At 65.4% G+C, this 24,571-nt stretch carries 16 protein-coding genes; 6 read left to right on the forward strand and 10 right to left on the reverse strand.

The window, feature by feature from the left end:
* Positions 1-21: 21 nt before the first annotated feature.
* The 3 genes from AC1AUD_RS04030 to AC1AUD_RS04040 form a co-directional block, all read right to left on the reverse strand.
* Entirely contained in the window at positions 22-2,040 is a 2,019-nt protein-coding gene (locus tag AC1AUD_RS04030; protein WP_476572314.1) for an ABC transporter ATP-binding protein, read from the reverse strand.
* Positions 2,037-3,947 (reverse strand): ABC transporter ATP-binding protein, encoded by a 1,911-nt coding sequence (locus AC1AUD_RS04035; protein ID WP_476572316.1) that lies wholly within the window; start codon positions 3,945-3,947, stop codon positions 2,037-2,039. The genes AC1AUD_RS04030 and AC1AUD_RS04035 overlap by 4 nt, the downstream gene beginning before the upstream one ends.
* Positions 3,948-4,037: 90 nt before the next feature.
* Positions 4,038-4,517, reverse strand: coding sequence for a MarR family winged helix-turn-helix transcriptional regulator (locus AC1AUD_RS04040; RefSeq protein ID WP_476572318.1), 480 nt, complete (start codon positions 4,515-4,517; stop codon positions 4,038-4,040).
* Between the two features lie 494 nt (positions 4,518-5,011).
* Between AC1AUD_RS04040 and AC1AUD_RS04045 the strand changes: the two genes are divergently transcribed.
* Both AC1AUD_RS04045 and AC1AUD_RS04050 read left to right on the forward strand, forming a co-directional pair.
* The gene (locus AC1AUD_RS04045; protein ID WP_476572320.1) at positions 5,012-6,037 is read left to right on the forward strand and encodes a glycoside hydrolase family 43 protein; all 1,026 of its coding nucleotides are present in this window, start codon (positions 5,012-5,014) and stop codon (positions 6,035-6,037) included.
* Positions 6,038-6,154: 117 nt separating this feature from the next.
* Positions 6,155-7,162 (forward strand): LacI family DNA-binding transcriptional regulator, encoded by a 1,008-nt coding sequence (locus AC1AUD_RS04050; protein WP_476572322.1) that lies wholly within the window; start codon positions 6,155-6,157, stop codon positions 7,160-7,162.
* 170 nt (positions 7,163-7,332) lie between these two features.
* Here the strand turns inward: AC1AUD_RS04050 and AC1AUD_RS04055 are convergent, their stop codons facing one another.
* A complete protein-coding gene (locus tag AC1AUD_RS04055) occupies positions 7,333-9,579 on the reverse strand; it encodes an exo-alpha-(1->6)-L-arabinopyranosidase (protein WP_476572324.1) in 2,247 nt (748 codons plus the stop codon).
* Between the two features lie 192 nt (positions 9,580-9,771).
* Here AC1AUD_RS04055 and AC1AUD_RS04060 point away from each other — a divergent pair, with 192 nt between their 5' ends.
* Both AC1AUD_RS04060 and AC1AUD_RS04065 read left to right on the forward strand, forming a co-directional pair.
* Positions 9,772-10,368, forward strand: coding sequence for a TetR/AcrR family transcriptional regulator (locus AC1AUD_RS04060; RefSeq protein ID WP_476572326.1), 597 nt, complete (start codon positions 9,772-9,774; stop codon positions 10,366-10,368).
* A complete protein-coding gene (locus tag AC1AUD_RS04065) occupies positions 10,365-11,624 on the forward strand; it encodes an ROK family transcriptional regulator (protein WP_476572328.1) in 1,260 nt (419 codons plus the stop codon). The genes AC1AUD_RS04060 and AC1AUD_RS04065 overlap by 4 nt, the downstream gene beginning before the upstream one ends.
* 246 nt (positions 11,625-11,870) lie before the next feature.
* Here AC1AUD_RS04065 and AC1AUD_RS04070 read toward each other — a convergent pair whose 3' ends face one another.
* From AC1AUD_RS04070 to AC1AUD_RS04095, 6 genes are all read right to left on the reverse strand, one after another.
* The gene (locus AC1AUD_RS04070; protein WP_476572329.1) at positions 11,871-13,412 is read right to left on the reverse strand and encodes a carboxylesterase/lipase family protein; all 1,542 of its coding nucleotides are present in this window, start codon (positions 13,410-13,412) and stop codon (positions 11,871-11,873) included.
* A 10-nt stretch (positions 13,413-13,422) separates the two neighbouring features.
* Entirely contained in the window at positions 13,423-14,715 is a 1,293-nt protein-coding gene (locus AC1AUD_RS04075) for an MFS transporter (RefSeq protein ID WP_476572331.1), read from the reverse strand.
* A 204-nt stretch (positions 14,716-14,919) separates the two neighbouring features.
* Positions 14,920-16,269, reverse strand: coding sequence for an MFS transporter (locus AC1AUD_RS04080; protein ID WP_476572332.1), 1,350 nt, complete (start codon positions 16,267-16,269; stop codon positions 14,920-14,922).
* A gap of 43 nt (positions 16,270-16,312) precedes the next feature.
* On the reverse strand, positions 16,313-17,893 hold the full coding sequence (locus tag AC1AUD_RS04085; protein WP_476572334.1) for a DUF5605 domain-containing protein: 1,581 nt from the start codon (positions 17,891-17,893) through the stop codon (positions 16,313-16,315).
* A gap of 309 nt (positions 17,894-18,202) precedes the next feature.
* Positions 18,203-20,845 carry a family 78 glycoside hydrolase catalytic domain gene (locus tag AC1AUD_RS04090; protein WP_476572336.1) on the reverse strand — a complete coding sequence of 881 codons (2,643 nt, stop codon included), beginning with the start codon at positions 20,843-20,845 and terminating at the stop codon, positions 18,203-18,205.
* A gap of 123 nt (positions 20,846-20,968) precedes the next feature.
* Positions 20,969-21,643, reverse strand: coding sequence for a TetR/AcrR family transcriptional regulator (locus AC1AUD_RS04095; RefSeq protein ID WP_476572338.1), 675 nt, complete (start codon positions 21,641-21,643; stop codon positions 20,969-20,971).
* Positions 21,644-21,876: 233 nt separating this feature from the next.
* On the opposite strand from AC1AUD_RS04095, the gene AC1AUD_RS04100 reads away from it, so the two are divergent.
* Positions 21,877-23,151, forward strand: coding sequence for an MFS transporter (locus AC1AUD_RS04100; protein ID WP_476572340.1), 1,275 nt, complete (start codon positions 21,877-21,879; stop codon positions 23,149-23,151).
* A gap of 361 nt (positions 23,152-23,512) precedes the next feature.
* Positions 23,513-24,535 carry an alpha/beta hydrolase gene (locus AC1AUD_RS04105; protein ID WP_476572342.1) on the forward strand — a complete coding sequence of 341 codons (1,023 nt, stop codon included), beginning with the start codon at positions 23,513-23,515 and terminating at the stop codon, positions 24,533-24,535.
* Positions 24,536-24,571 lie beyond the last annotated feature (36 nt).

The raw sequence follows: 24,571 nt of genomic DNA on the forward strand, positions 1-24,571 counted from the left end.
TTTTATGTCGTGTGTTGGCGCCTACTCCAGCTCGACCGCGCCGGTGTAGAGCTGGTAGTACTCGCCGCCGAGCGCGATGAGCTCATCGTGCGAGCCGCGCTCGATGATGCGGCCGTGGTCGAGCACCATGATGACATCGGAGTTGCGCACGGTGGACAGGCGGTGCGCGATGACGAACACGGTGCGGCCCTTCATGAGGTTGTCCATGCCGGCCTGCACGACCTCCTCGGTGCGTGTGTCGATCGAGGAGGTCGCCTCGTCGAGGATCATCGCCGGCGGATCGGCCACGGCGGCGCGCGCGATCGAGATGAGCTGGCGCTGGCCCTGCGAAAGGCCCGAGCCGTCGCCCTCCAGCACCGTCTGATATCCCTGCGGCAGCATGCGGATGAAGCCGTCCGCGTTGGTGAGCTTCGCCGCGGCGATGCACTCCTCGTCGGTCGCGTCGAGGCGGCCGTAGCGGATGTTGTCCATCACGGTGCCGGTGAACAGGTTCACGTCCTGCAGCACGATGCCGAGGGACCGACGCAGATCCGGCTTGCGGATGCCCTTGACGGAGATACCATCGTAGAGGATCTGCCCCTCCTGGATGTCGTAGAAGCGGTTGATGAGGTTGGTCACCGTGGTCTTGCCCGCGCCGGTGGCGCCGACGAGCGCGATCTTCTGGCCCGGCTTGGCGAACCAGGTGATGTCGTGGAGCACCGGCTTGTCGGGGTTGTATCCGAAGGACACGTCGGTGAAGCGCACGTCACCGCGCAGCAGCGTCAGCCGCCCGTCGGGCGAGGTGACGGCCTGCTCGCGCGCCTTGGCGGCGACCTCGGCGGCCTTGGGCGAGAGGGCATGCGCGGCGGCCAGCGAGCGCGTGCCGTCGTCGCCTTCCTCGCGCTTCCATGCCCAGTGGCCGGTCTCGTGGTCGACCTCGCGCATCGTGCGCCCGTCCTCGCCAAGCTCGACGTTGACCAGCGTCACGGTGCCGCCGTCGTCCTCGACCGGCTCGTCCATCAGCGCGAAGATGCGCGAGGCACCGGCCAGGGCCATCATCACCATGTTGAACTGCATGGAGATCTGGCCGATCGGGTTGATGAACGAGCGCGAAAGCGTCAGCAGCGACACGATGGTGCCGAGGGTCAGCGTGCCGGCGCCGGACAGGCCGAAGTTGCCCCAGCCGGCGATGCCGGCGATGCCGCCGACGATGGCGAGCAGCACGTAGAGCAGATAGCCCATGTTGCCGATGACCGGCATCGTGATGTTGCCATAGGTGTTGGCCGAGGACGTCGCCTCGAACAGCGCCTCGTTCTTCTCGTCGAACTCGGCCTGGGTGGCGGGCTCGTGGTTGAAGACCTTGATGACCTTCTGGCCGCCCACGGCCTCCTCGACGAAGGCGTTGACATCGCCGATCCAATACTGCTGCTTCATGAAGTAGCGGCCGGAGCGCGAGACGATGAACCTCACGACGACCACCAGCACGGCGGTGAACACGAGCACGAAGGCCGTGAACGGCACGGAGAGCCACAGCATCGAGACCAGCGCCGCCGCGCAGGAGATGATCGACTGGAACATCTGCGGGAACGACATCGTGATCGCTTGGCGCAGCGTGTCGGTGTCGTTCGTGTAATGGCTCATGATGTCGCCATGCTCATGCGTGTCGAAATAGCGGATCGGCAGCTCCTGCTGGTGGGCGAACATATCGTCGCGAATCGCCTTCAGCGTGCGCTGGGCGATGCCGACGAGAATCCAGTTATAGGCCCACGCCGCCACGATGCCGGAGACATAGAGGCATCCCATCAGCGTCAGCGCGCGGATCAGCGGGCTGAAGTCCGGATCGGCGGCGCCGACGAGCGGCAGGATATAGGTGTCAATCAGCGACTGCAGGAACAGCGCGGAGCCGGCCTGCGCCGCCGCGGACAGCAGGATGCAGCAGACGACGAGCGCGACGCGCCATTTGTATTTGAGGACGTATCCGAAGATGCGCTTGATGGTGCCGGGAGCGGCTTTGGGCGCGGCCGGCTTGGGTTTGCGCTCGTTGAACGTGTTCTTGCTCACAGCGTTTCTCCTTCCTCGTTCGCCTCGCCCTGCGCCTTGGTCTGGGATTCGTAGATCGCGCGGTATTCCCCGCAGGATTCCAGCAGCTCGGCATGCGTGCCCTTGTCGAGGATCCGTCCGTCGTGCATGACGACGATCATGTCGGCCTCCTCGACCGAGGCGATGCGCTGGGCGATGATGATCTTCGTCGTATCGGGGATCTCGGTGGCGAAGGCCTGCCGGATTAGTTTGTCTGTTTTGGTGTCGACGGCCGAGGTCGAGTCGTCGAGGATGAGGATCCTCGGCTTCTTGAGCAGGGCGCGCGCGATGCACAGGCGCTGGCGCTGGCCACCGGAGACATTGGTGCCGCCCTGTTCGATATGGGTGTCGTATTTGTCCGGGAATTCCTGGATGAAACCGTCGGCCTGGGCGAGCTGCGCGGCATGGCGCACCTGTTCGTCCGTTGCCTTCGGATCGCCCCAGCGCAGGTTTTCGGCGATGGTGCCGGAGAACAGCACGTTCTTCTGCAGGACCATCGCGACCTCGTCGCGCAGGGTGACCAGATCGTAGTCGCGCGTGTCCCGTCCGCCGACCCTGAGCGAGCCCTCGGTCACGTCGTAGAGGCGCGGGATGAGCTGGACCAGGGACGACTTGGCCGAGCCAGTGCCGCCAACGATGCCGATGGTGGCGCCGGAGGGAATCGTCAGGTTGATGTCGTCGAGCACCGGCTTCTCCGAATTGTCGGAATACCGGAACGACACATGGTCGAATTCGATGGAGCCGTCGGCGACCCGCTTGACCGGGTCGGCGGGGTCGGTGACGGTCGAGACCTCGGTCAGGACCTGGTAGATGCGCTCGGCGGAGGCGACGGAGATGATGATCATCACGAAGATCATCGACACCATCATCAGGGCCATGAGGATCTGCATCGCATAGGTGACCAGCGCGGTCAGGTCGCCGGTGGTCAGGCCCAGCGCGGCGTTGTTGCCGGAGGCGACGATCTGGTTGGCGCCGAGCCAGGCGATGAGGATCATCGAGGTGTAGACGCACAGCATCATCAGCGGCATGTTGAAGCTCATGATGCGCTCGGCCTTGAGGAAGTCCTTGTAGATGCGCTGCGAGATGCGCATGAACTTGCCGACCTCATGCCCCTCGCGGGTGAAGGACTTGACCACCCGCATGCCGCCGAGGTTCTCGTCGACGACGTTGTTGAGCTCGTCGTAGGTGTGGAAAACGCGTTCGAACACCGGATGCACGAAGGCGGCAAGCGCGATCAGGCCGAGGCCGAGGACCGGGATCGCGGCGAGGAAGATCATCGAGATCGACGGGCTGATGCGGAAGGAGAACGCCCAGGCCACGATGACCATGATCGGGGCGCGCACGCCCATGCGCACGATCATCATGAAGGCGTTCTGCAGGTTGGTCACATCGGTGGTCAGGCGCGTGATGATCGAGCCGGTGGAGAAGCGGTCGATGTTGGTGAAGGAGAAGCCCTGCACCTTCTCGAACAGGTCGTGCCGCAGGTTCTTGGCGAAGCCGGCGGCGGCGACGGCCGCATACCGGCCGGACAGCAGGCCGGCGATCAGCGACAGCACCGCGCACAGCACGAGGATGACGCCGAATTTGACGATGGCCGGCATCTGCCCGCCGGTGATGCCTTGGTCGATGAGCTCGGCCATGACGGTGGGGATGACGATCTCCAGCACGCCTTCGATGGCCACGAAGAACGGCGCGAGCAGCGTCGCCTTCTTGTATTCGCGCAGGGAGCCCAGCAGTGTGCGCACCAGATGCGCCTTCGCCACTTTCGGACGCGCCGCCTTCCCCTGGGACTGGGCTTGCGCCGCCGATTCGGGCCCGCTTTCCGTTCCCCGTCCCTCGCCGACGGGAACCGTCGACTCAGGCGACCGGGATTGGTTCCGTTCAGTCATATCCTTGTTATTTCCTTCCCTATGAGACTTGAGTCTTCTCAGTCTGTTTTCCTCATCCGCGAACCGTTTAGCCTCCGGCCGCGATGGTCGTTACCCACGGCACGCGCCCACCTTGCCGGTGGCGATGAGGTTGTCACGCATCACGTCGAGGCAATGCCGCAGGCTCTCCAGATCCTCTTCGCTCAGCCCTTCGCACATGGTGCGTTCCATGTCGTCGGCGTTGGCCCGCATGCGGCCTTCGAGCTCGCGCGCCTTGTCGGTGAGCACGATGCGTTTGAGCCGCGCGTCGCGTTCGACCGCCTCGCGCTCGATAAGTCCCTTGCGCTCCATCAGCGCGAGCACACGCGAAAGCGTGGAACGGGTCAGGCCGAAGCGACGTTCGAGGTCTTGCGGGAAAATCTCGCGATCCTCATGACGGCACAGGTAGATGATGATCTCCGCATTGCCGCCCGTGGCTTCACGGGCCTCATCCGGCATGGTGGCGGTTAAGTAGCGTGCGGTGAGGTTGGCCAGGCCTTTGACGCACACGCCGATTGGCGTGGGTTCCGCCACCTCATTCTCTTCGCACATAGCCCTCCCTACCATTCGGTCAGCATACAAATAATGTAGTATATGCAACAGTTGCAGATGCAACAATTATGGCGTGTCGTCACAACTAGCCCCGAATCCTCGGAACAGTTGGCGGCTTCGGCCCGCAGTCGGCAGATAGCGCAAAGGCACGCACCCTCCCCGCAATGGGAAAGAGCTATCCCCAGACCGTTCCGCCCTGCGTTCCCCAGGAACCTTCGAAAACATCCGCCACCTATGGGCAGAATCCGCCAACTGTTCGCACATGTCATCTGCGCACACAACCGGACTGTGCACGTTTCCAGTCCATGACACACCGACAGACACCAATAATTCCAACATTTTTAAATTCAATCGTCACAGATGTTATATTCTGTTACTGAAAACGTGCACAGTCCTGATTCCGCAGAAGGAAAAAGACAACGCACCACAGACACCAGCGAACACCGCCGTCGCTCTCGAAGGAGCCAACGACGGCCGAAAGGAAAGGACCGCATATGGCATTGCTCCCCAATCCGATAGTCCTGCAGCGCGCGGATCCCTTCGTCCTGCGCGACGGGGACTCGTATCTGTTCACCGGCTCATACCCGGCCTATGACCGCATCACGCTGCGCCGCTCCCCCACTCTGGCCGGCTTGCAGGCCGCGGAGGAGCATGTCATCTGGCGCAAGCACGAATCCGGCACCGGCACCATGAGCGAGCTCATCTGGGCCCCCGAGATCCACCGCGTCAACGGCCAGTGGGTCGTCTACTTCGCCGCCGCGCACACCACCGAAATCCACCCGACCGCCGACACCTTCCAGCACCGCGTCTTCGCGCTGACTTGCGATGACGACGATCCGATCAACGGCACCTGGACCGAACGCGGGCAGGTCGACACCGGCATGGACACCTTCGCCCTCGACGCGACCACCTTCGTCCACACCGACGGGCGCCAATACCTCATCTGGGCGCAGCAGGATCTGGCGATCGAAGGCCACTCCAACCTCTACATCGCGCGCATGGCCAATCCCTGGACGCTCGAGACCGAGCCGGTCATGCTCTCCAAGCCCGAGCTCGACTGGGAGAAGGTGCGCTTCATCGTCGAGGAAGGCCCGGCGGTCTTGAGGCACGGCGACAAGATCTTCGTGACCTTCTCCGCCTCCGGCACCGGCCCGGAATACGCGATGGGCATGCTCACCGCCGACGCCGACGCCGATCTGCTCGACCCGTCCAGCTGGAGCAAGTCCCCCGAACCCGTGTTCGCCTCGGCCAAGACCGTGCGCCAGTTCGGCCCCGGCCACAACTCCTTCACCACCACGCCCGGCGGGGACGATGTGCTCGTCTACCACTGCCGCAACTACGTGGAGATCCTCGGCGACCCGCTGTTCGATCCGAACCGCCACGCACGCATCGGGCTCATCTCCTGGCGCGAGGACGGCATCCCCGACTTCGGCACCCCGCAGATGGACACCCGCTTCACGCCCGCCACCACCGAAGTGCTCCCCACCGACGGCAGACTCGACGTGCGCGACGATCTGTGATTTGCGCAAACAGCCTTGGACAGGCCCCTGGTGTCGCATTCGCGTTTTGCCCATCACGCGGTCATGCCCCGCTAGAATAAGTCCCGGCGTCACGCCGCACAGAACGAAGGAACGAATGTGAATCAGCCCGGCAAAGCCACGATCCATGACGTCGCCCGCATCGCGGGGGTGTCGCGCGCCACGGTGTCGCGCTATCTCAACGGGCACCACTGGGTCAGCGACGACGCGGCGGCCCGCATCAAGGCCGCCATCGAGCAGACGCATTACGTGGCCAACACACATGCACGCGCGCTGGTCACCGGACGCGCCGGGTCGGTGGCCTTCCTGCTGGGCGAGCCCCAGCATCTGCTCTTCGAGGACCCGAACTTCGCCACGTTGCTGCGCGCCGTGGCCGACGAGCTGGGCAAGCGAGGACTGTCCTTTCTGCTCATGACCACCAACGACAAGGACGAGGAACGCCGCAACCTCGCCTATCTCCAAGCCGGGCACGTCGACGGTGTGATCCAAGTGGCCTGGCATCAGGATTCGAGCGAGATGCTGGCCGCGCTTGTCGCTGCGAACATTCCCACGGTCGTCGCCGAGCAACCGGCCGACGAAACGCTGCCGGTCAGCTATGTGCATGTCGAGGATTACGGCAGCGCACGCAAGGCCTGCGATTACCTGCTCGAACGCGGTGCGACGAAACTTGCGATGATTGCGGGACCCGACGGCCCCTCCGGCACGCGAGACCGCGTGCGCGGTTTCCTTGATTCCTGCGGAGCGCAGGCCAAGGAGCGCATCGTGCATGGCGACTACTCGGTCGCCAGCGGACAACGCGCAATGGGCGAGCTGCTTGACGCGCACCCGGATATCGACGCGGTGTTCGTCTCCTCCGATGCGATGGCCGTGGGCGCGATGAAGACACTGCGCGCGCGAGGCATAGATGTGCCCGCCGATATGCAGATCGTCGGCTTCGACGACTCCTCGGCCGCCTTGCTCGCCGACCCGGCGCTGACGACGGTGCGCCAGCCCTTCGAGGAGATCGGCACGCATCTGGTCGACCGACTTATGCGGCTGATCGACGGCGAGGCACCCATCGGGGTGACGCTGCCCTGCCAGCTGGTCGTGCGCGGCACGACGCGCTGACTTCCCAACCCATATATAGGAAAATGCTCCGGCGGGGCATGCGCATGACTGGACCGGCTCATTGTCAGTCGCGCATACCCCGCCGGAGCATTGCGTCGCCTGCGACAGTGGCGGCGAGACACACGGCCCGAAGCCGCGCATCCCGCCGCCGCTGTCACACGGCTTCCGCCTTACTTGGCGGTCGCCTTGGCGTATTCGTCGAGCATGAAGGCGGTGATCGCCTTGCCGCCTTCGCCGAGCAGCGTCGTCAGGCTGTTGACGGGCATGGAGTTGATGAACATGTTCATCATGTCGTTGTCGGGCAGCTGCACGAACTCACCGGCACGCCCCTTGGCCTGCATGGCCGCGACGATCGGGCCGCCGATGACATCGTTGCGCCATTCGCCGAAGGTCGACCACTCGTTGAGCGGCAGCGCCTTGCCGTCGCCATCAATCTCGACGGGCAGCGCGGCGGCGATGTCGCGCGAGGAGACGCCGACCTCGACCGTGTATTCGCCGGTCTCGACGTGCCAGTCATCGAAGCGCACGGACCAGTAGGCGAAGGCACGCTCGTCCAGGTCGATGGTCACGGTCTTCGACTCGCCGGCCTTGAGGAAGACCTTCTCGAAACCCTTGAGCTCGTGGGCGGGACGCGCGACCTCGGACGAACCGGGCGCGACGTAGACCTGCACGGTCTCGGCGCCGTCGACGGCGGAGGTGTTGGTCACGGTCACGCTCACGGAGGCGGTGTTGGCGCCGGTCTTGGTCACCTTGGCGTCGGTCAGCTCGAAGGTGGCGTAGGACAGGCCGTAGCCGAAGGGATAGTCGACGGCCTTGCCGTAGGTGTCGTAGTAGCGGTATCCGACGAAGACGCCCTCGCCATAGTCGACGTGGCCCTCCTCGCCCGGCCAGTTCACGGTGCTCGGGTCGTCGTTGATATCCATCGGAATGGACTGGGCGAGCTTGCCGGAGGGGCTCGCCTCACCGAAGATCACGTCGGCGAGCGCGGGGCCGCCGGCCTGGCCGAGCAGCCAGGATTCGAGCACGCCCTTGGCCTTGTCGGCCCACGGATGGACGGTGACGACCGAGCCGTTGGACAGCACGACCACGACGTTCGGGTTCTCCGCGGCGACGGCCGCAAGCAGCTCGATCTGCTTGGCCGGCATGTCGAGGTTTTCGCGATCGAAGCCCTCGGATTCGGCGGCCTCGGGCAGTCCCAGGAACATGAGCACGACGTCGGCGCCCTTGGCGGTTTCGACGGCTTCGACGGCGAGCGCGGAGTTCTGCGGCTCGAGGTCGAGGGTGAAGCCGGGGGCGAAGTCGGCCTTGATGCCGCGCGCCTCAAGTGTGTCGAGGAAGCTCGTCATCTTGGTGGGCGTGATATGCGAGGAGCCGCCGCCCTGATAGCGCGGGGTGCGCGCGAACTCGCCGATGACGGCGATCTTCGCGTCTTTCTTCACCGGCAGGATCGCGTCCTCGTTCTTGAGCATCACGATGGATTCGATGGCGGCCTGGTGGGCGACCTCGTCGTGCGCGTCGACGTCGAAGCGATAGCCTTCCTGGCTCATGGCGGCGCGGGACTTGTTGGCCAGCTCGATCATGCCGGCGGCCATCTTGTCGAGCTGCGCCGGGGTGATGCGCCCGTCACGGGCGGCGCGGACGACCTCGTCGTCCGTGTAGCTCGGCGGCATCTCGAGGTTGAGGCCGGCGTTGAGGGCGGCGGCACGGTCGTGCACGGCGCCCCAGTCGGACATGACGATGCCTTCGAAGCCCCATTCGTCGCGCAGCACCTCGGTCAGCAGCCAGTGGTTCTGCGAGGCGTGCACGCCGTTGAGCTTGTTGTAGGCGCACATGATCGTCCACGGCTGCGCGGTCTTGACGATGTGCTCGAAGGCCGGCAGGTAGATCTCGCGCAACGCGCGGTCGGAGATGACCGCGTTGATGCGCAGACGGTCGGTCTCCTGGTTGTTGGTCGCGAAGTGCTTCAGCGAGGTGCCCACGCCCTTGGACTGCACGCCCTCGACGATGCCGACGGCCTCATGGCCCGCCAGATACGGGTCCTCGGACCAGTATTCGAAGCAGCGTCCGCCGAGCGGATTGCGCTTGATGTTGACGCCGGGGCCCAGGATCACGGCGACCTTCTCCTGCACGCATTCCTCGCCCATCGCCTCGCCGACCTGGCGGATGAGGCCCGGGTTCCACGAGCTCGACAGGCCGGCCGCCGGCGGGAAGCAGGTGGCGGGCACGGAGTCGTTGAGATCGGTTTCGCCGGTGCTCACGGCGTTGGCCTTCCGCAGGCCGTGCGGGCCGTCGGTGATCATGTATCCGGGGATGCCCTTGGCATCGACGCCCTGCAGATGCCAGGCGTCTCCGCCGGAGGTCAGGGAGGCCTTCTCCTCAAGGGTCAGGTCATTGATGGAGGGATAGGATTCGGTCATTGCTCCTCGTTTCTGCTGCTACTTCGTTGTGTTGCGGAACGGGTTGAAATTACCAACCGGTCGGTAAGTAGATTATCAAATATGCACGCACGACACGCCGATTTATGCGCACCGAGAACCGCAGAACATAGCGCTGACCGACCGTATGGTTTGATATAGATTAAGCAAGTACAGCGCCGTGGAGGAGGGAATATGGCAGAGCTTTCAACCCAGGCATCCGCGCCGACCGACAGCCGGACCGCGATTCTGCAAGCGGCGGCGGAGTCCTTCGGCACGCGGGGATATTACGGCACTTCGCTGCAGCGCATCGCCGACGCGGTCGGTCTGACCAAGGCCGGCGTGCTGCACCACGTGGGTTCCAAGGAGGGGCTGCTGCAGGCCGTGCTCGACGAGATGTACGACCGCGAGACCGAGGACGCGACCTCTGCCATGGTCACGCAAGAACGCCCGCTGGTGGCCGAGATGTGGCGCGATGTCGTGGCCATCAACGCGCGCCGCCCCACGCTGGTGCATATGTTCTCGACGCTGAGCGCCGAAGCGCTCGACCCCGCGCATCCGGCGCACGACTATTTCTCCAGGCGCGAACGCCATGTCGTCGATGTGGCCCTGAACATCCGCTGGCAGGTGCCCGACGGCACCGACGTGCGGCGGCTGCTCACGGCCGGCTTCGCGATGATGGACGGCATCCAGCTGCGCTGGCTGCGCGAACCCGGCCAAGACCTCGAGGCCATGTGGACCGAATGCGAGGACGTCCTCATGCCGCTGCCCCTGTGGGAGGGCTATCGATGAACGGCCCCATGTCCAGCCGCGACGTGCGCGACCACAACCTCGGGCTCGTGCTGACAACGCTGGGCGACGGAGCCGGGCATTCGCGCTCCGACCTGACGCGCGAGACCGGACTGACCGCCGGCGCCGTCACCTCGCTGGTCAATGAACTGATCTCAGCCGGTCTCGTACGCACGGTGGCGGCCGAGGACACCAAACGCCCGCTCATCGGGCGGCGCAAGGACCAGCTGTTCCTCGGCTGCGGCGGCTATGCGGCCGCGGCGATCGAGCTGAGTCTCGACGGCATCCGCACCTGGGTGGAGACTCTGTCCGGCAAGTCGCTGCTCGACAACATCCAGACGATATCCTTCCGTGACCGCGCCCCCTCGGATTTCGCGGACCAAGCGGCGCGCACCATCGCCGGCATCATGGCGCGGCTCGACCAATGGAACATTGTCCATCTGCCGGTCGTCGGCATCGTCGTGCCGGCTCCCATCCTCGAAGACGGTTCGACGGTCTACGCCGCGCTGGACTTCAGATGGAACGACCCCTTCGACCTGCGCTCGATGATCGAACGCCGGCTGGCCGAAGCGCTGCCCTCCGGAGCACAGGCACCGAGAATCGTGCTATTCAACGACGGACACTGCGCGACCTGGGCGGAATACGAGCATCTACGTGTCTCGTTCCCGGACAACGCGCCGCGCAATCTCATGTATGTCAAGGCGGTCAATGGCATCGGCGGCGGCGTCATCATCGACGGACGCCCCTATTCGGGCTCCAGCGGCTTCGCCTTCATTCCCGGGCATACCCCGGTCGACCCCGACGGACCGCCATGCGGATGCGGGCAGCGGGGGTGCTTGGCCACCATCGCCGGCATCGAGCCGATTCTCAACTCCACCGGACTAACCGACTATGACCGCGAACACGGGCGCAACGCCGTGGTGGAGGAACTGCTCAGGCGGGAGAAGGCCGGCGACCCGACGGTGCTTGCGGTCGCCCAGCGTTCCGACCGTGCGATCCGCACCATGCTGGAGGCCATGTGCATCGCCTTCGCCCCGGACATCGTGGTTCTCGGCGGATATCTGCCACGTCGATTGGATGCGTTGAGCGATCTGAACCCGGCGGCCCTGCGGGGCATCGGACGGGGCGCATTCAGAGGCCGGGACGCCATCATCCCGGCTCACTTCGGCGCCGACGCCGCCATCACAGGGGCTATGATGCAGCTGCGGGCCGCCGTGCTGCGCGCCATGCCCAGCATTTTGCGCGGCGAGGAGTGGTGAGCGGCTTCTTCGCGCATGGGCATCTCGCTGCGAGATCCTTCGACTCCGCGCTTCGCGCTCCGCTCAGGATGACAGGAAAAGACACACCCCCACATTCATGCACATATCCTCCCCTTGTGAGGGGAGGTGTCGGACGAAGGCCGACGGAGGGGTAGAGCCCACTCCCCAACCCCACACAACACGAAAGGGGCCAGAGCATCGGATATCCCGACGCCCCGGCCCCATCACCGGATCGAAGTCACGCCATCATTCGATATGGCCGCAGCTTGCGAGCAGCTCGCGCTCGAACAGATACGCCTCGGGATCCCAGATCGCCTCGCCCTGCAGACGGATGGCGCCGGTCGGACCACCCTCGGCCAGCGACGGCCGGTCGACCGTGCCGTCGGCGATGAAGCGGGCCCAGATGCCGTTGACGACCTTGGCGAAGTGGCGCGAGGGGTTCGGTCCCAGCACGTCCTCGGCCTTCGGAGCGTCCAGCGCATCGAAAGCGTAGGGGATCTCGTCGCAGTGCACGGACGAACCGGAGGTCGAGTTCTGCTGGGCATAGTCGTAGAGCCAGGTGCGCTCCCCCGCTCCCGCGGCCATGCGGTTCTCGGCCAGGCGGGCAAGCCCCACGCGGAACATCCACTCGGTCATGAACTGCCCGCCCGTGCGCTCGGCGCCGATGCGATGCACCTCGTTGGCGAAGCGCTCCACGGCCTTGTCGGACATTCCCGCCGCCTTGAGCGGCGCGACGGCCTCGTCGATCCGCGGCGCCGGCCCGGGCAACGGGAAGGAGAACTCGTTGCGGGTAGTGCCGGCCAGCAGCGCCACGTCCCTGCCCGAGCCATGCGCGATCGCGTCGGCGATCGGCTCGGTCAGGAACTCGCCGTCGACCAAGGGCGTGAGCACCATGCCATGCTCGCCTTCGAAGCCGTCGCGCAGCGCCTTGAGGAAGTCGCCGGCATTCGTCGGCGTCGCCGGCCAGCCCTTGGCTTGGTTGATCTCGCGTTCATTGTCGAGGATCGTATCCTCGCCCACCTTGAGCCAGGCCTCCCGCGTCGGTTCGACGCCGACCCGTTCGGCCATCGCGCGCCCGCCGGCCATGGCCTGCTCGAGGCTTGGCGTGCCGGCCGGACCCGACTCGCTGATGACGCCGCGGAACAGTCCGGCGGCCTTGGGCGAGGCCATCAGCGCCTGCACATTGCCGCCTCCGGCCGACTGGCCGCCGATCGTGACCTTGTCGGGGTCGCCGCCGAATTCGGCGATGTTGTCACGCACCCATTCCAAGGCAAGGATCTGGTCGAGCATGCCGCGGTTCAGGGGCGCGCCCTCCATCCAGCCGAAGCCGTCGAAGCCGAGGCGGTAGGAGACGGAGACCGTCACGATGCCGCGCGCATTGAAGGCACGGCCGTTGTACCACGGCGAGGAGGGTGAGCCGGCGAAATACCCGCCGCCATGGATCCACACGAACACCGGCAGCTTGGCGCCGCGGTCGCGGGGCGCAGGCGTGAACACGTTGACGTTGAGCGTGTATTCGCCCGGGATGGAGGGCTCGGGAATCGTCACGGCGGGACCGAAGGGCCGGCGCTGCGGGGTGGGGCCGTATTCCATGGCCGGCCGCACGCCCTCCCACGCCGGGTGGGGCTTCGGCGCTGCGAAACGCAGCTCGCCCACGGGCGCGGAGGCGAAGGGGATGCCGAGATAGGCGGCCGAGGAGGCGTTCTGCCAGCGGCCCTGCACCAGGCCGGCGGTGGTGCGCACGACGGGCGCGGGGACCGCGAGATCGTATTGCAGATGATCGGTCATATCAGGTGCCTCACTTGGTCTTCTTGATGAACATGATGAACACCGCGCCCAGGAGGATGGAGATGATGGCGCCGGGGAAGGCGAGGGCGTAGGAGCCGGTCGTGAGCACGATGGCGGAGGTGACCAGCGGGGCGATGATCTGGCCTGCGGTGTTGGCCAGGTTGAGGATGCCGAGGTCCTTGCCGGCCTCCTCGGGGCTGGGGAGCACGTCGACGTTGAGGGCCTGGTCGACGGCGGTGTAGACGCCGAAGCCCAGCGCCATGACGGCGGCGAAGATCAGCATGCTGGTCTTGGACGGGGCCAGCCACGGGACGGCCAGGGCGATGCACATGACCACGGAGGAGATGACGACGGGCATCTTGCGCTTGCCGATCTTGTCGGAGATCGGGCCGGAGACCAGGGCGGAGGCCAGCGAGCAGACCATCGTGATCGTGGACATGATGGAGATCGTGGCGGCGGCCTCGGTGGTGGACAGGCCGATGTACTTCTGGCAGATGTAGAGCTGGTAGCCGTAGATCATGTAGTAGCCCATGATCAGCAGCAGGCGGCCGACGAGAGCGAGGTAGAAGTCGCGCGCGCCCTTGATCGGCGGACGGAAGCGCATGACCATCTCCTTGACGGAGACCTTCTCGACCTCGGCGTTCACCGAGGACTGCTCGCGCGGCATGATGACCACGGTGACCAGGCCGGTGACGGCCAGGATGATCGTGGCAAGGATGAAGCCGGTGGTCTGGTTGGTGATGAAGGCCGCGCCGAGGATCGCGCCCAGCGCGCCGCCGACGGTCTGGCCCACGCCATAGAAGGCGGACATGGTGCCGCGGATGTTCTCCGGGATGCGGTCGGAGAGGATCGCCACGCAGGGCGCGATCATGAGGTTGAGGCCGATCTGCAGCACGGACCAGAAGGCCACGATCGTGAACAGCGAGTCGGCCGTGGAGGTCAGCCAGAAGCCGAGGGCGGTGACCAAACCGCCGGGCACGATCCACGGGGTGCGCTTGCCGAAGCGCGAGCGCGTGGCGTCGGACAGTGCGCCGAAGACGAGGTTGGAGATCAGCGCGAAGATGATGCTGATCGAGTTCATCGAGGCGAGGATCGCCTCGGGGGCCAGGCCGATGTCCAGCGTGCTGAAGCGCGCAGGCAGCAGGACGCCCGAGCCGGCGGCGGCGCCCACAACCCACAGGATGTTGAAGATGATGAAGCCCGCCATGAAACGGGCCTTGTGGATGCCTGGCATCGGCTTGCCGGTGTCAGGCGCGATCGCGCCGGGATCGACTGCAGTCGCTTCGGAGACGGTCTGACTCATATGCTCCTCCTTGAGTTCGACCAACGCCCTCACCTTCGAGGACTAACCAATCGGTCGGTACGTCGAGGATAACGAACACGCCGATAATTTTCAACCCGTGAAAATTATCGGCGTGTCGCTTCTCTCCCTACACGAAAACCCATTGGAATACGGTGATATCCCGGCCCCGCAACGGAACCGGGATATCACCGGAGAAGCACAGTCCTATGCCTGCTTGCGACGCTCGGCCAACTCCATCCCGATGCCGTCGATGCGCTTGTCGAGATCGTAGGCCGCGAGCAGCGCGACCATGACGACGACCATCGCGATCGGCACCCACACGAAGGTGTGGACCATCGCGTCGAGCGCGCCCTGCGTCTGCGTCGAGGCGGCGCCGTCGTAGCCGCTTATGCCAAGGATCCAGGCGATCGCGGCGGAGGAGACGCCCATCGCGACCTTCATCGAGAAGCTCGACGAGCTGAACACGATGCCGTCGGAGCGCACGCCGGTCTTCCATTCGCCGTATTCGACCACGTCGCCGCTCATCGCGTTGAGGGCCGCGTTCATCGGCACGATGCCGATCATGCGCACGATGATCGAGACGAAGAACACCCACAGGTTCGTCGGATCGACGAAGACGATCAGAGAGCCCACGACCACCAGCGCGAGGCCGGCCAGCGAGGAGTTGCGCTTGCCGAAGCGGGCGACCAAGAGCCCGGCGAAGGGCAGGCCGATGATCAGCGGGATGACCGTCGCCAGGCCCACCACGGCCGTGAGGTTCGAGTTGCCGAGCACCCATTTGGCGATGTAGGCGGCCATGCCGTTGGCGATGCCGTTGTAGATCCACAGTGCGAAGTTGAGGCCGAGCGTCAGCCACCAGTAGCGGTTGCGCGACAGCGCCTTGAAATGCGCGGCCACGCTCCGCCGCTCCGCCGAGCCACCGGCGGCGCCGGCCCCACCGGAGACGCGTTCGCGCGTGTTGGCGAAGGTGAACCAATAGCCGAAGGGAATCATCACCGCGATGACGCCGAAGAAGATCGACCAACCGAGCGCCGAGCCGCCGAAGGCGTTGATCACCGGCATGGCCAGCACATAGACGAGCATGGCGGCCACGTTGGCGATGGTCATGCGGAAGATGTTGAGCTGGGTCTTCTCCCCCGAGTCGCCGGTCAGCAGCGAGGTCAGCGAGGCATAGGAGACGTTGACGGTCGAATACGCCACGTTGACGATCGTGTAGACCACCCAGGCATAGACGACGCCGGCCAGCGAGTCGCCGAAGGGGTCGAGGAAGAGGAACAGGAACGCCACGCCGTAGGCGATGCCGCCGAAGAGCATCCACGGCCGGGCCTTGCCCCATTTCGAGGTGGTCTGGTCGACGAGGATGCCGACGGCGAGATCCCAGAACGCCACGGCCAGTCGCACGATCAGCAGCATCGAGGCGACCATCGAGGCCGACAGATGCACCACATCCGTGTAGAACATGGTCAGATAGGTCGCCATCGCGATGTTGCCGATGGATGTCCAGAAATCGCCCATGCCGAAGGCGAATTTGGTCATGAAACTGAGCTTGGACACTGCCGCTCCTCTCCCATATTTCTCCCGAGTGTTTCTCCCGATGTCAGACCCTGCGGATGCGCACGGCCATATACTGCCGACCGAGGTCCACCTTGACGGAATCGGCATACGTCCCCGGCAGGGTCTCGACGGTCATGTTCCAGGTGTCGATGACGTCGACCTTGTATTCGCCGCCGGCGGGCAGCGGGAATTCGCGGTACTTGGGCGCGTACCAGCCGAAATAGACGAGCTGGTAGTCGTCGCCGGAGCGCAGCACCGGCACATCCCAGTACTGCACGGCCTTCTCCATCGCGGCCGGCAGCTGGATCTCGCCGTTCATCGGCGTGGCGACCGGCCAAGTGCCCTTGTTCGCGAGCGCGGCGTCGAGCGGGGCGGCGTCGAGCGGCGCCTCCTCGAAGACCCGGCGCATGAAGGCGATGCGCGCCGGCGCCTCGCCATACAGCTTGCCGCCGTGGGCCCACCAGATCTGCGGATTGTCGATGAAGGTCTCGCCGTGGGTCACATAGCCGCCGCGGATGGCGCCCTCCCAGTAGCGGCGCATGAGCTCGGTGCCGGGCAGGTTGCCCCAGCCCCAGTAGATATTGCCCTCGTATCCGGGCTCGTCGCACACGACCGGCTTGCCGAAGTCGCGGCGCCAGTCGGCGATGGCCTCGGTGGTGCGCGTGGTGTCGACGCGCTGGGTGGAGCAGTGGGTGCACCACGGCTCGTTGTAGTCGTAGACGGTCACGCAGTTGTGCACGGAACGCAGATGATTGAAGGCGTCGTTGGCCATGACGACGCGCGCGTAGGCGCGCCAGTCCTCGAGGCTCTTGGCCGGCAGAAGGTCGTATTCGTTGGCCAGCGACCACCACACGTTGCGGAACGCGCCATAGCGGCGGGCCATGTACTTCAAGTAGAACTCGTCCTCGGCGGTCGTCATCCTGGAAAAGCCCCACTGCTCCTTGTCATACGGGTGCAGCAGGATGATGTCCGCCTGGATACCGAGCTCGTCGAGCTGGCCGATGCGCCGGTCGAGGTTCTCGAAGAACGGCTCGTTGAATCGCGTGTGGTCGAAGCCCTCCTCCATCGAGCCTTCGTAGGCGAACATCGCGGGGTCGGCGGTGTTGAAGTCATAGGACTTGGGGAACACGCACATGCGGATCTTGTTGAAGGGCGCGTGGGCGAGGGTGTCGATGGTCTGGTCCTGCACCTCGGGCTCCTGGTTGGTCCAGGCGTAGCAGGTGGTGCCGTAGGGCTGGAACGGGGTGCCGTCCTCGTAGACGAAGCGGTATTTGAGCTGGTCGCCGTAGGCGGCGGCCGCCTCGCCGGTCAGCACGTCCTTGGCGGGCAGCACGCGCCCGTGGTTGCCTTCGGCGGCGGGAACGACGTCGATCTCGCCGCTCTGGCCGGCGAGGGCTGGGTCGGCCGAACGGGTCACATAGGTCCAGCGCCCGGCGACGGTGGGCATGAAGCGGACGGAATACTTGCCTTCGCCGCGGTAGAAGCCGCCGACGCTCACCTTCTCGCCGGTTTCGGCGCTGGTGAAGTCGGCCGCGAGCTCGACATCGGCATACGGATTGCCTTCCGAGGTCCCGGTGAGGTTGAGTTCGAAGAGACGGTACTGCTCGACGGTGTGCATGGTCATTTCGATTCCTTGTCGTTTTGCGTTGCGCGGGCTGCGACCGCTGTGTGCGCCGCCCGCCGTGCGGATGGGGGTGCGCAACCGCCGCAGGCGACGGGCCGGAACATCCCGACGCTTGTCAGTGGTTACTAACAGATAACTTATATGATGGCGGAGGAAAAGTCAACCCCGCCCCGAACGCGTGTCGGGGCGGGGTTGGGACATGGTTATTCATATGCGGCCGTGATATGCAGCCGCGTGGCCGGACGACCGGGACCGGACTTATTCAGCGAGGCCGGTCAGGCCCGGCTCCGCGCGGCGCGCGAGTCGAACTCAGCCTTGGGCGGACGCCGTCAGCTCATGCCGCCCGGCCGTCAGCTCATGCCGCCCGGCCGTCAGCTCGCACGCCAGCCCCGGCACATCGACCTCGGCCACCGCGCCCGCCGGCACGTCGACCACGAGCCGCATCGCGCCATCGCCGTCCAGCTTCCAGGAGACCGAGGCCATGCCGCGCGGGGTCAGATGGCTGGTGGAGGCATGTGTGATGCCGCCGCCGGGCATCGGCGCGACGCGGAAGCGACGCCAACCCGGCTCGACCGGTTCCAGGCCGCCGATGCGCGCATGCAACCAAGAGGCCACCGAGCCCAGGGCATAGTGGTTGAAGGAGGTCATGCCACCGGGATTGATGTCGCCGTCGGGCATCATCGAATCCCAACGCTCCCATGTGGTGGTGGCGCCCATCCTGACCTGGTAGAGCCACGAGGGGCATTCGGTGGACATCAGCAGTCCGTATGCCTCCTCGTCATGGCCGGTGAGGCTCAGCGCGGGCAGCACATAGGGCGTGCCGGCGAAGCCGGTCGACACCTTGCCGCCGGATTCGCGCACCAACTGGGCCAGGCGGTCGCCGGCCGCGGCGCGCAGGGCCGGGTCATGGTCGAGCAGGCCGAAGGCGATGGCGAGCGCATAGGCGCATTGCGTGTCGGAGGTCATCGTGCCGTCAGCGTGCACATAGCGCGCCACGAATCCGTCATGCACGCGGGCAGCAAGCGCTTCGAAACGCTCGGCATCCCCCTGCTCCCCCAACGCCTTGGCGCTGTCGGCGGCCATTCGGCAGCTGGCCGCGAAGAAGGCCGTCGACACCAGCTCCTTCTCGGTCATCGCCAGCATCGGATTCTCCGGCGGCGCCGAGGGATCAAGCCAGTCACCAAGCTGTCCGAGGACGGATTCGGGGCGGCGGTCCCACACGCCATCGGCGGAAAGATATCCAGCCACCTCGTCGATCCAGTCGCGCATCAGCGGATAGGAGCGGCGCAGCACCTCGACGTCACCGCCATCCATATAGAGCGCCCACGGCACGCGTGCGGCGGCGTCGCCCCAGATGGCGATGGCGGCCTGGATGCCCCAGGCGCCCAGCGGCACGAAGGGCACGTAGAACGGCACGGTGCCGTAGCGCAGCTGCTCGGCGCGCACATCCGCCAACCAGTTGTCGAGGAAGGACTGCGTGTCGTAGAGATAGGCGGCGGTCGGCGCGAACAGCGCGATATCGCCGGTCCAGCCGAAGCGCTCGTCGCGCTGCGGGCAGTCCTGCGGAATCGACACGAAATTGGAACGCATCGACCACAGGGCGTTCTCATGCAGCTTGGTCACCATCGGATCGGAGCAGTCGAACCAGCCGGCGCGCTTCATATCGGTGTGATAGACGCGGCAGTCTATGTCGGCCGCGGTCAGCTCGCCCGGATAGCCTTCGATCGAGGCATAGCGGAAGCCATGCATCGCGAAGCGCGGCTCCCACCAAGCGTCCGCGCCGTTGGAGACGTAGACGTCGCACTGCTGGCCGCGGCGCAGCGTGCGCGTGCAGGGCGTGCCGTCGGGGTTCAGGACCTCGACATGGCGCATCGTCACCTCGTCGCCGGCCTTGAGGCCGCGCATATTCAGGCGGATGCGCTGCGAGCAGTTCTGTCCGAAGTCGATCAGATAGGTCCCGTCGGCCTTGCGCTCGATGCTCGCCGGCTCATGCCGTTCGATGGGACGCACGGGCGGCAGCTCGGGGTTGACGATCTTCTTCGGGTCGTAGTTGACCTCGGCGACCGGCTTCCAGTCGGAGTCGTCGAAGCCGGGCTCGGAGAATCCGGGGCATTCGAGGCGGGCGTCGTATCGCTCGCCCTCGTAGAGGTCGGAGCACACAATCGGGCCCGGCGCGACCTTCCATGCACCGTCCCACGAATTGGACAGGATGCGGTCGGTGGTGCCGTCGGCGTAGGCGATGTCAAGCTGCGCGAACACGCCGATCTTGTCGCCGTAGAAGTTCACCCAGCCGCCGTCGAAGCCGAGGCGCCCGCGATACCAGCCATCGCCCAGCCAGAAGCCCATCGCGTTCGCGCCGGCGTCGAGCTCGTCGGTCACGTCGAAGGTCCAGCAGTCGAGGCGGTCCGAGTAGACGGTCCAGCCGGGCAGCAGCGCGTCGTCGCCGATGCGCCTGCCGTTGATCTCGGCCTCCACCAAGCCCAGGGCGGTCAGGCTCAGGCGCGCGGTCACAGGCTTGTCCTTAAGTTCGATTTCCGCGCGCACCAACGGCAGACGGCGGTGGTCGGTTTCCGGCTCCACCCACGAAGGGCCCACGAAATCGGCGAAATGCGCGAAGTTCTCCAGCAGAGCCGTTTCGAAACGCAGCGGCTCGCTTGTCGCTCCGTCGAGGCTGACGGTGGCCTCGACCGCTTCGAAGGAGGCCAGGGGCGCGAAGGGCCAGGCGCACAGGATATTGCCGTCGGCCGGCACCTGCGCCTCCTCGCTGACGGGCGAGCCAGCGAACGGCGTGCGCGTGACGCGGATGGTGGCCTTGGCGCCGGGCGCCGGCTCGAGTGCGTAGTTCCAGGACAGGCGCGGGGTGGCGGTGGCGACGCCGATGGCATCGCCGTGCAGGTGTTCGACCCTCAACGCATCGATGCGCTGGGCGGACAGGGTTTGGGTTGCGGTCATCTCATCACTCCTTGGATATGGACATACTGAGTCTTCCCGGCCGACAGCGGACGGGAACGGAGCGATGAAGTCACCATCGACTATATCCCATATTCGGATGTGCGACACGCACGCGGAACTAACTCAGCGATATCCGTCCCAGGTCGGCGAGGGGAAGAGATATGCGTCGTATCGCCCCCACTCCGCCTCATAGTCCACGCCCTCGGGGTCGGCGACCCAACGCCCTTCGAGGCCATACATCGCGGCGAGCGCCATCGAATAGACGAACTCGCCGTCGACGCCCTCGGGCACCTCCCAGTCGGAGTTCCGATACATGGTCAGCGTCGAATGCGTGCGTTCGACGAAATACCGGTGGGCCGGATGCTCGGGCGACATTGCCTCGGCGTTGAGCATCTGGAAAAGCCTTACCAATTCCGGGCGCTGCGCGTTCTGGGCGACGATGCGGCGCAGTACCGTGGGAACATGCGGCCGTTCCCCCTCGCGTGCGCCGCCAGGTTGGAATTCCTGGAGATACTGCCTCTCCGCGGTGGAGCGGTCATAGTATCGCTCGATGACGAGCACCAGCAGGTTCTGCTTGTTCTTGACGCGGTGGATGACGGCGGTCTGGGAGACGCCGATCTCGTTGGCGATGTCCTGCAGGGACATGCCGTTGTATCCGTGGCGGCCGATGAGATCGACCGCGACGTCGACGATCTGGTTGAGGCGATCCTCGGCGCTCATGCGGACGGTTCCGGAGGAGCCGCGCTTCCCCATGATGAGCCCCGCTATGGCTTCCTTTCCGCTCGCATTCCCACGCATGGCACCGCTCCTTTCCCAATTCCCCTCGCACGCGTCCCAACAATAGGGACGCGGACGGCGAAGCACCGGCCATTATTCCGGACAAAACCTTGCGGCAGTTGGCGACACGCCGCCTCTCCGTATTTTTTTGACATAAAAGTTACCACACGCTAACATCCTAAGTTAGCTGGTGGTAACCAGTACCGGAACAATGAAGTCAGCAATATCCGAAGTCGCACCAAGGAAGGTGTTCCATGGAAGAGAAGAACGTCGCCGCCATCGCGGATGACATCGCACCCGACACCGGCAAGCCCATGCCCAAATCCACGATGATCCGATTCGGCATCGGTTTCATCGTCTTCAACATCATGTGGATGATGGCCGGCACCGCGGGCTCGGCCGTGCTGCTGCCCGACCGCTTCAACGGACTCGGCATCGGCTCGGGCGAGGCCGTGCTCGCCTCGATGAACTCGATCGGCATCATCTTCGCCCTCATCGCCAACATCGTCTTCGGCGCCCTGTCTGACGGCACCCGCTCCCGCTTCGGCAAGCGCACCCCGTGGATCATCCCCGGCGGCCTCATCGCCGGCCTGGCCTACTTCATGACCTCCAACGCCACCACCCTGGTCGGCATCGTCGCCTGGTGGAGCGTGCTGCAGATCGGCCTCAACATGATGATCGCGCCCTGCGTGGCGATCCTCTCCGACCGCGTGCCGCAGAAGATCCGCGGCACCCTCTCCGCCTTCTACGGCGTGGGCCAGATCGTCGGCCAGTCCCTCGGCACGATGATCGGCGCCGCCTTCATCACCAACCCGAAGCCCGGCTTCCTCGTCGGCACCGTGATCTGGGTCCTGACCGGCATCGTCGTCGTGCTCATCATCCCCCGCGAGCTGCCCGCCACCTCCGGAGAGAAGATCTCCGTCAAGGAAATGGTCATGCAGTTCCGTCCGCCGGTCAAGGGCGCGCGCGACTTCTACCTCGCCCTCGTCGGCCGCCTCGCGATGATCTTCGGCTACAACATGATCATGGCCTACCAGCTCTACGTGACCCAGAAGTACATCGGCCTGGACAAGGTCGAGGCCGCGGCCACCGTCTCCACCATGGCCACGACCGTCATGGTCATCTCGCTGATCACCTCTCTGGCCTCCGGCCCGATCTCCGACAAGATCGGCAAGCGCAAGCTGCCGGTGTTCATCGCCTCCGCCATCATGGCCATCGGCCTGGCCATCCCGTGGCTCGCCCCGACCAAGACCAGCATGCTGATCTTCGCCGCCGTCATGGCCGTCGGCTACGGCATCTACATGGCCGTCGACCAGGCCCTCAACGTCGACGTGCTGCCCAACCCCGACGAGGCCGGCAAGGACCTCGGCATCCTCAACCTCGCCAACACCGTCGGCCAGGTGCTCGCCCCGATCGCGACCTCCTCGATCGTGCTGGCGACCGGTTCCTACGCGATGACCTTCCCCTGCGCCATCGTGGCCGTCATGGCCGGCGCCGTGCTCATCCTCTTCATCAAGAAGGCCAAGTGAGCCGCTAGCGCCCCTTCCCCGCGGCAACGCACCGCGCCCACCGCGGACCCCGGGTCCGGTTCCCTTCCTCGGGGCCGGACCCTTGCCATATCCCCATCAGCGGATCCCTCCCGGCCGCCCCTCCGGTGCGGTTTTCCGCATGCCAACCATGCCCTTGCGAAAAACCGTACATCTGGCATCCCCTACACGTACGGTTTTCCGCACAACCTCCGTCGGCCTGCGAAAAAGCGTGCGCAAACCCCCGCCTTCCAGCACGGTTTTCCGCACAACCTCCATCACCGTGCGGAAAACCGTATGCCAACGGAACATCCGACTCACGCCGCCAACGAAGCCCCTACCCATCACCATGAAAGGAACCGATATGACATCCTTCGTCCCCGTCACCGCCGACGACACGACCACCACCCACCCGGCCTTGAAGCCCTACGCGGACCGGCTCATGTATCGATCCGTCATCGCCGGGCGCCCCGCCGAGGACTGGACCTTCGGCGAACTGGCGACGTCCTTCCCGCTGTTCAACATCGGCACGCTGCTGTCCGGTCTCAACCGTCTGGCCGAGCTCGAGGCCGGCGCCCCCGGCTCGACCTGGCACCGCATCTACGACGACGCCGATTGCACCGACGACCCGGAGAAGAAGGACGTCGGATACTGGTTCTTCCCGGCCCGACCCGAACGCATCGCCGAGCGCGGCACCCAGAGCGCGCCCTTCGTCATCGCCGTGGCCGGCGGCGCCTACACCAGCGTGTGCACGATGGCCGAATCGATGCCGGTGGCGGCCAAGCTCAACGACCTGGGATACGACGTGTTCATCCCCAACTACCGCGTCGGCGTCTTCGGCGATACCGTCGTGCCGGCCATGCCCAAGCCGCTCGACGACATGGCGGCCGTCTGGCGGCATATCGACGCGCGCCGCGCCGAATATGGGCTCGGAACCCGCGGCTATGTGGTCACCGGCTTCTCCGCCGCCGGCAACCTCACGATGGAATGGGGCAGCAAAGCAGTCGGCTACGCGCATTACGGCATCCCCGCGCCCGTCGCCCTGTTCCCGATTTACGGACTGCCTGTTTTGGACGCGGGCGATGAGGGCGGATTCTTCCGCACCATCACGCTGGGAACGAATGCCTCCGACGAACTGGCGGAACGGTATGACGTCCTCAAGCAGATGGACGGCAACTACCCGCCCTGCTATGTCGTGCACGGCAAGCGCGATTCCATCTGCCCGGTCGTCCATTCCCTACGCTTCAAGGAGGCCCTGGACGCGAACGGCGTCACCTCGCGCCTCGAAATCGCCGAAACCGCCGACCACGGCTTCGGCGACGGCCAGAGCACCGACGCCGAGGGCTGGCCCGTGCGCGCCGTCCACTTCCTCGAGCGGCTGATCTGAGTCACCAACCGCAGCCCAATTCGCACACCGGGGCGG

The sequence above is a fragment of the Bifidobacterium sp. LH_730 genome (genome assembly GCF_056355835.1).

Bases quoted from the DNA above. Each gene is read 5' to 3' on its own strand.
- AC1AUD_RS04035 (WP_476572316.1), bottom strand. From the start codon at position 3,947: ATGACTGAACGGAACCAATCCCGGTCGCCTGAGTCGACGGTTCCCGTC.
- AC1AUD_RS04040 (WP_476572318.1), bottom strand. From the start codon at position 4,517: ATGTGCGAAGAGAATGAGGTGGCGGAACCCACGCCAATCGGCGTGTGC.
- AC1AUD_RS04045 (WP_476572320.1), top strand. From the start codon at position 5,012: ATGGCATTGCTCCCCAATCCGATAGTCCTGCAGCGCGCGGATCCCTTC.
- AC1AUD_RS04055 (WP_476572324.1), bottom strand. From the start codon at position 9,579: ATGACCGAATCCTATCCCTCCATCAATGACCTGACCCTTGAGGAGAAG.
- AC1AUD_RS04060 (WP_476572326.1), top strand. From the start codon at position 9,772: ATGGCAGAGCTTTCAACCCAGGCATCCGCGCCGACCGACAGCCGGACC.
- AC1AUD_RS04065 (WP_476572328.1), top strand. From the start codon at position 10,365: ATGAACGGCCCCATGTCCAGCCGCGACGTGCGCGACCACAACCTCGGG.
- AC1AUD_RS04070 (WP_476572329.1), bottom strand. From the start codon at position 13,412: ATGACCGATCATCTGCAATACGATCTCGCGGTCCCCGCGCCCGTCGTG.
- AC1AUD_RS04075 (WP_476572331.1), bottom strand. From the start codon at position 14,715: ATGAGTCAGACCGTCTCCGAAGCGACTGCAGTCGATCCCGGCGCGATC.
- AC1AUD_RS04085 (WP_476572334.1), bottom strand. From the start codon at position 17,893: ATGACCATGCACACCGTCGAGCAGTACCGTCTCTTCGAACTCAACCTC.
- AC1AUD_RS04090 (WP_476572336.1), bottom strand. From the start codon at position 20,845: ATGACCGCAACCCAAACCCTGTCCGCCCAGCGCATCGATGCGTTGAGG.
- AC1AUD_RS04095 (WP_476572338.1), bottom strand. From the start codon at position 21,643: ATGCGTGGGAATGCGAGCGGAAAGGAAGCCATAGCGGGGCTCATCATG.
- AC1AUD_RS04100 (WP_476572340.1), top strand. From the start codon at position 21,877: ATGGAAGAGAAGAACGTCGCCGCCATCGCGGATGACATCGCACCCGAC.
- AC1AUD_RS04105 (WP_476572342.1), top strand. From the start codon at position 23,513: ATGACATCCTTCGTCCCCGTCACCGCCGACGACACGACCACCACCCAC.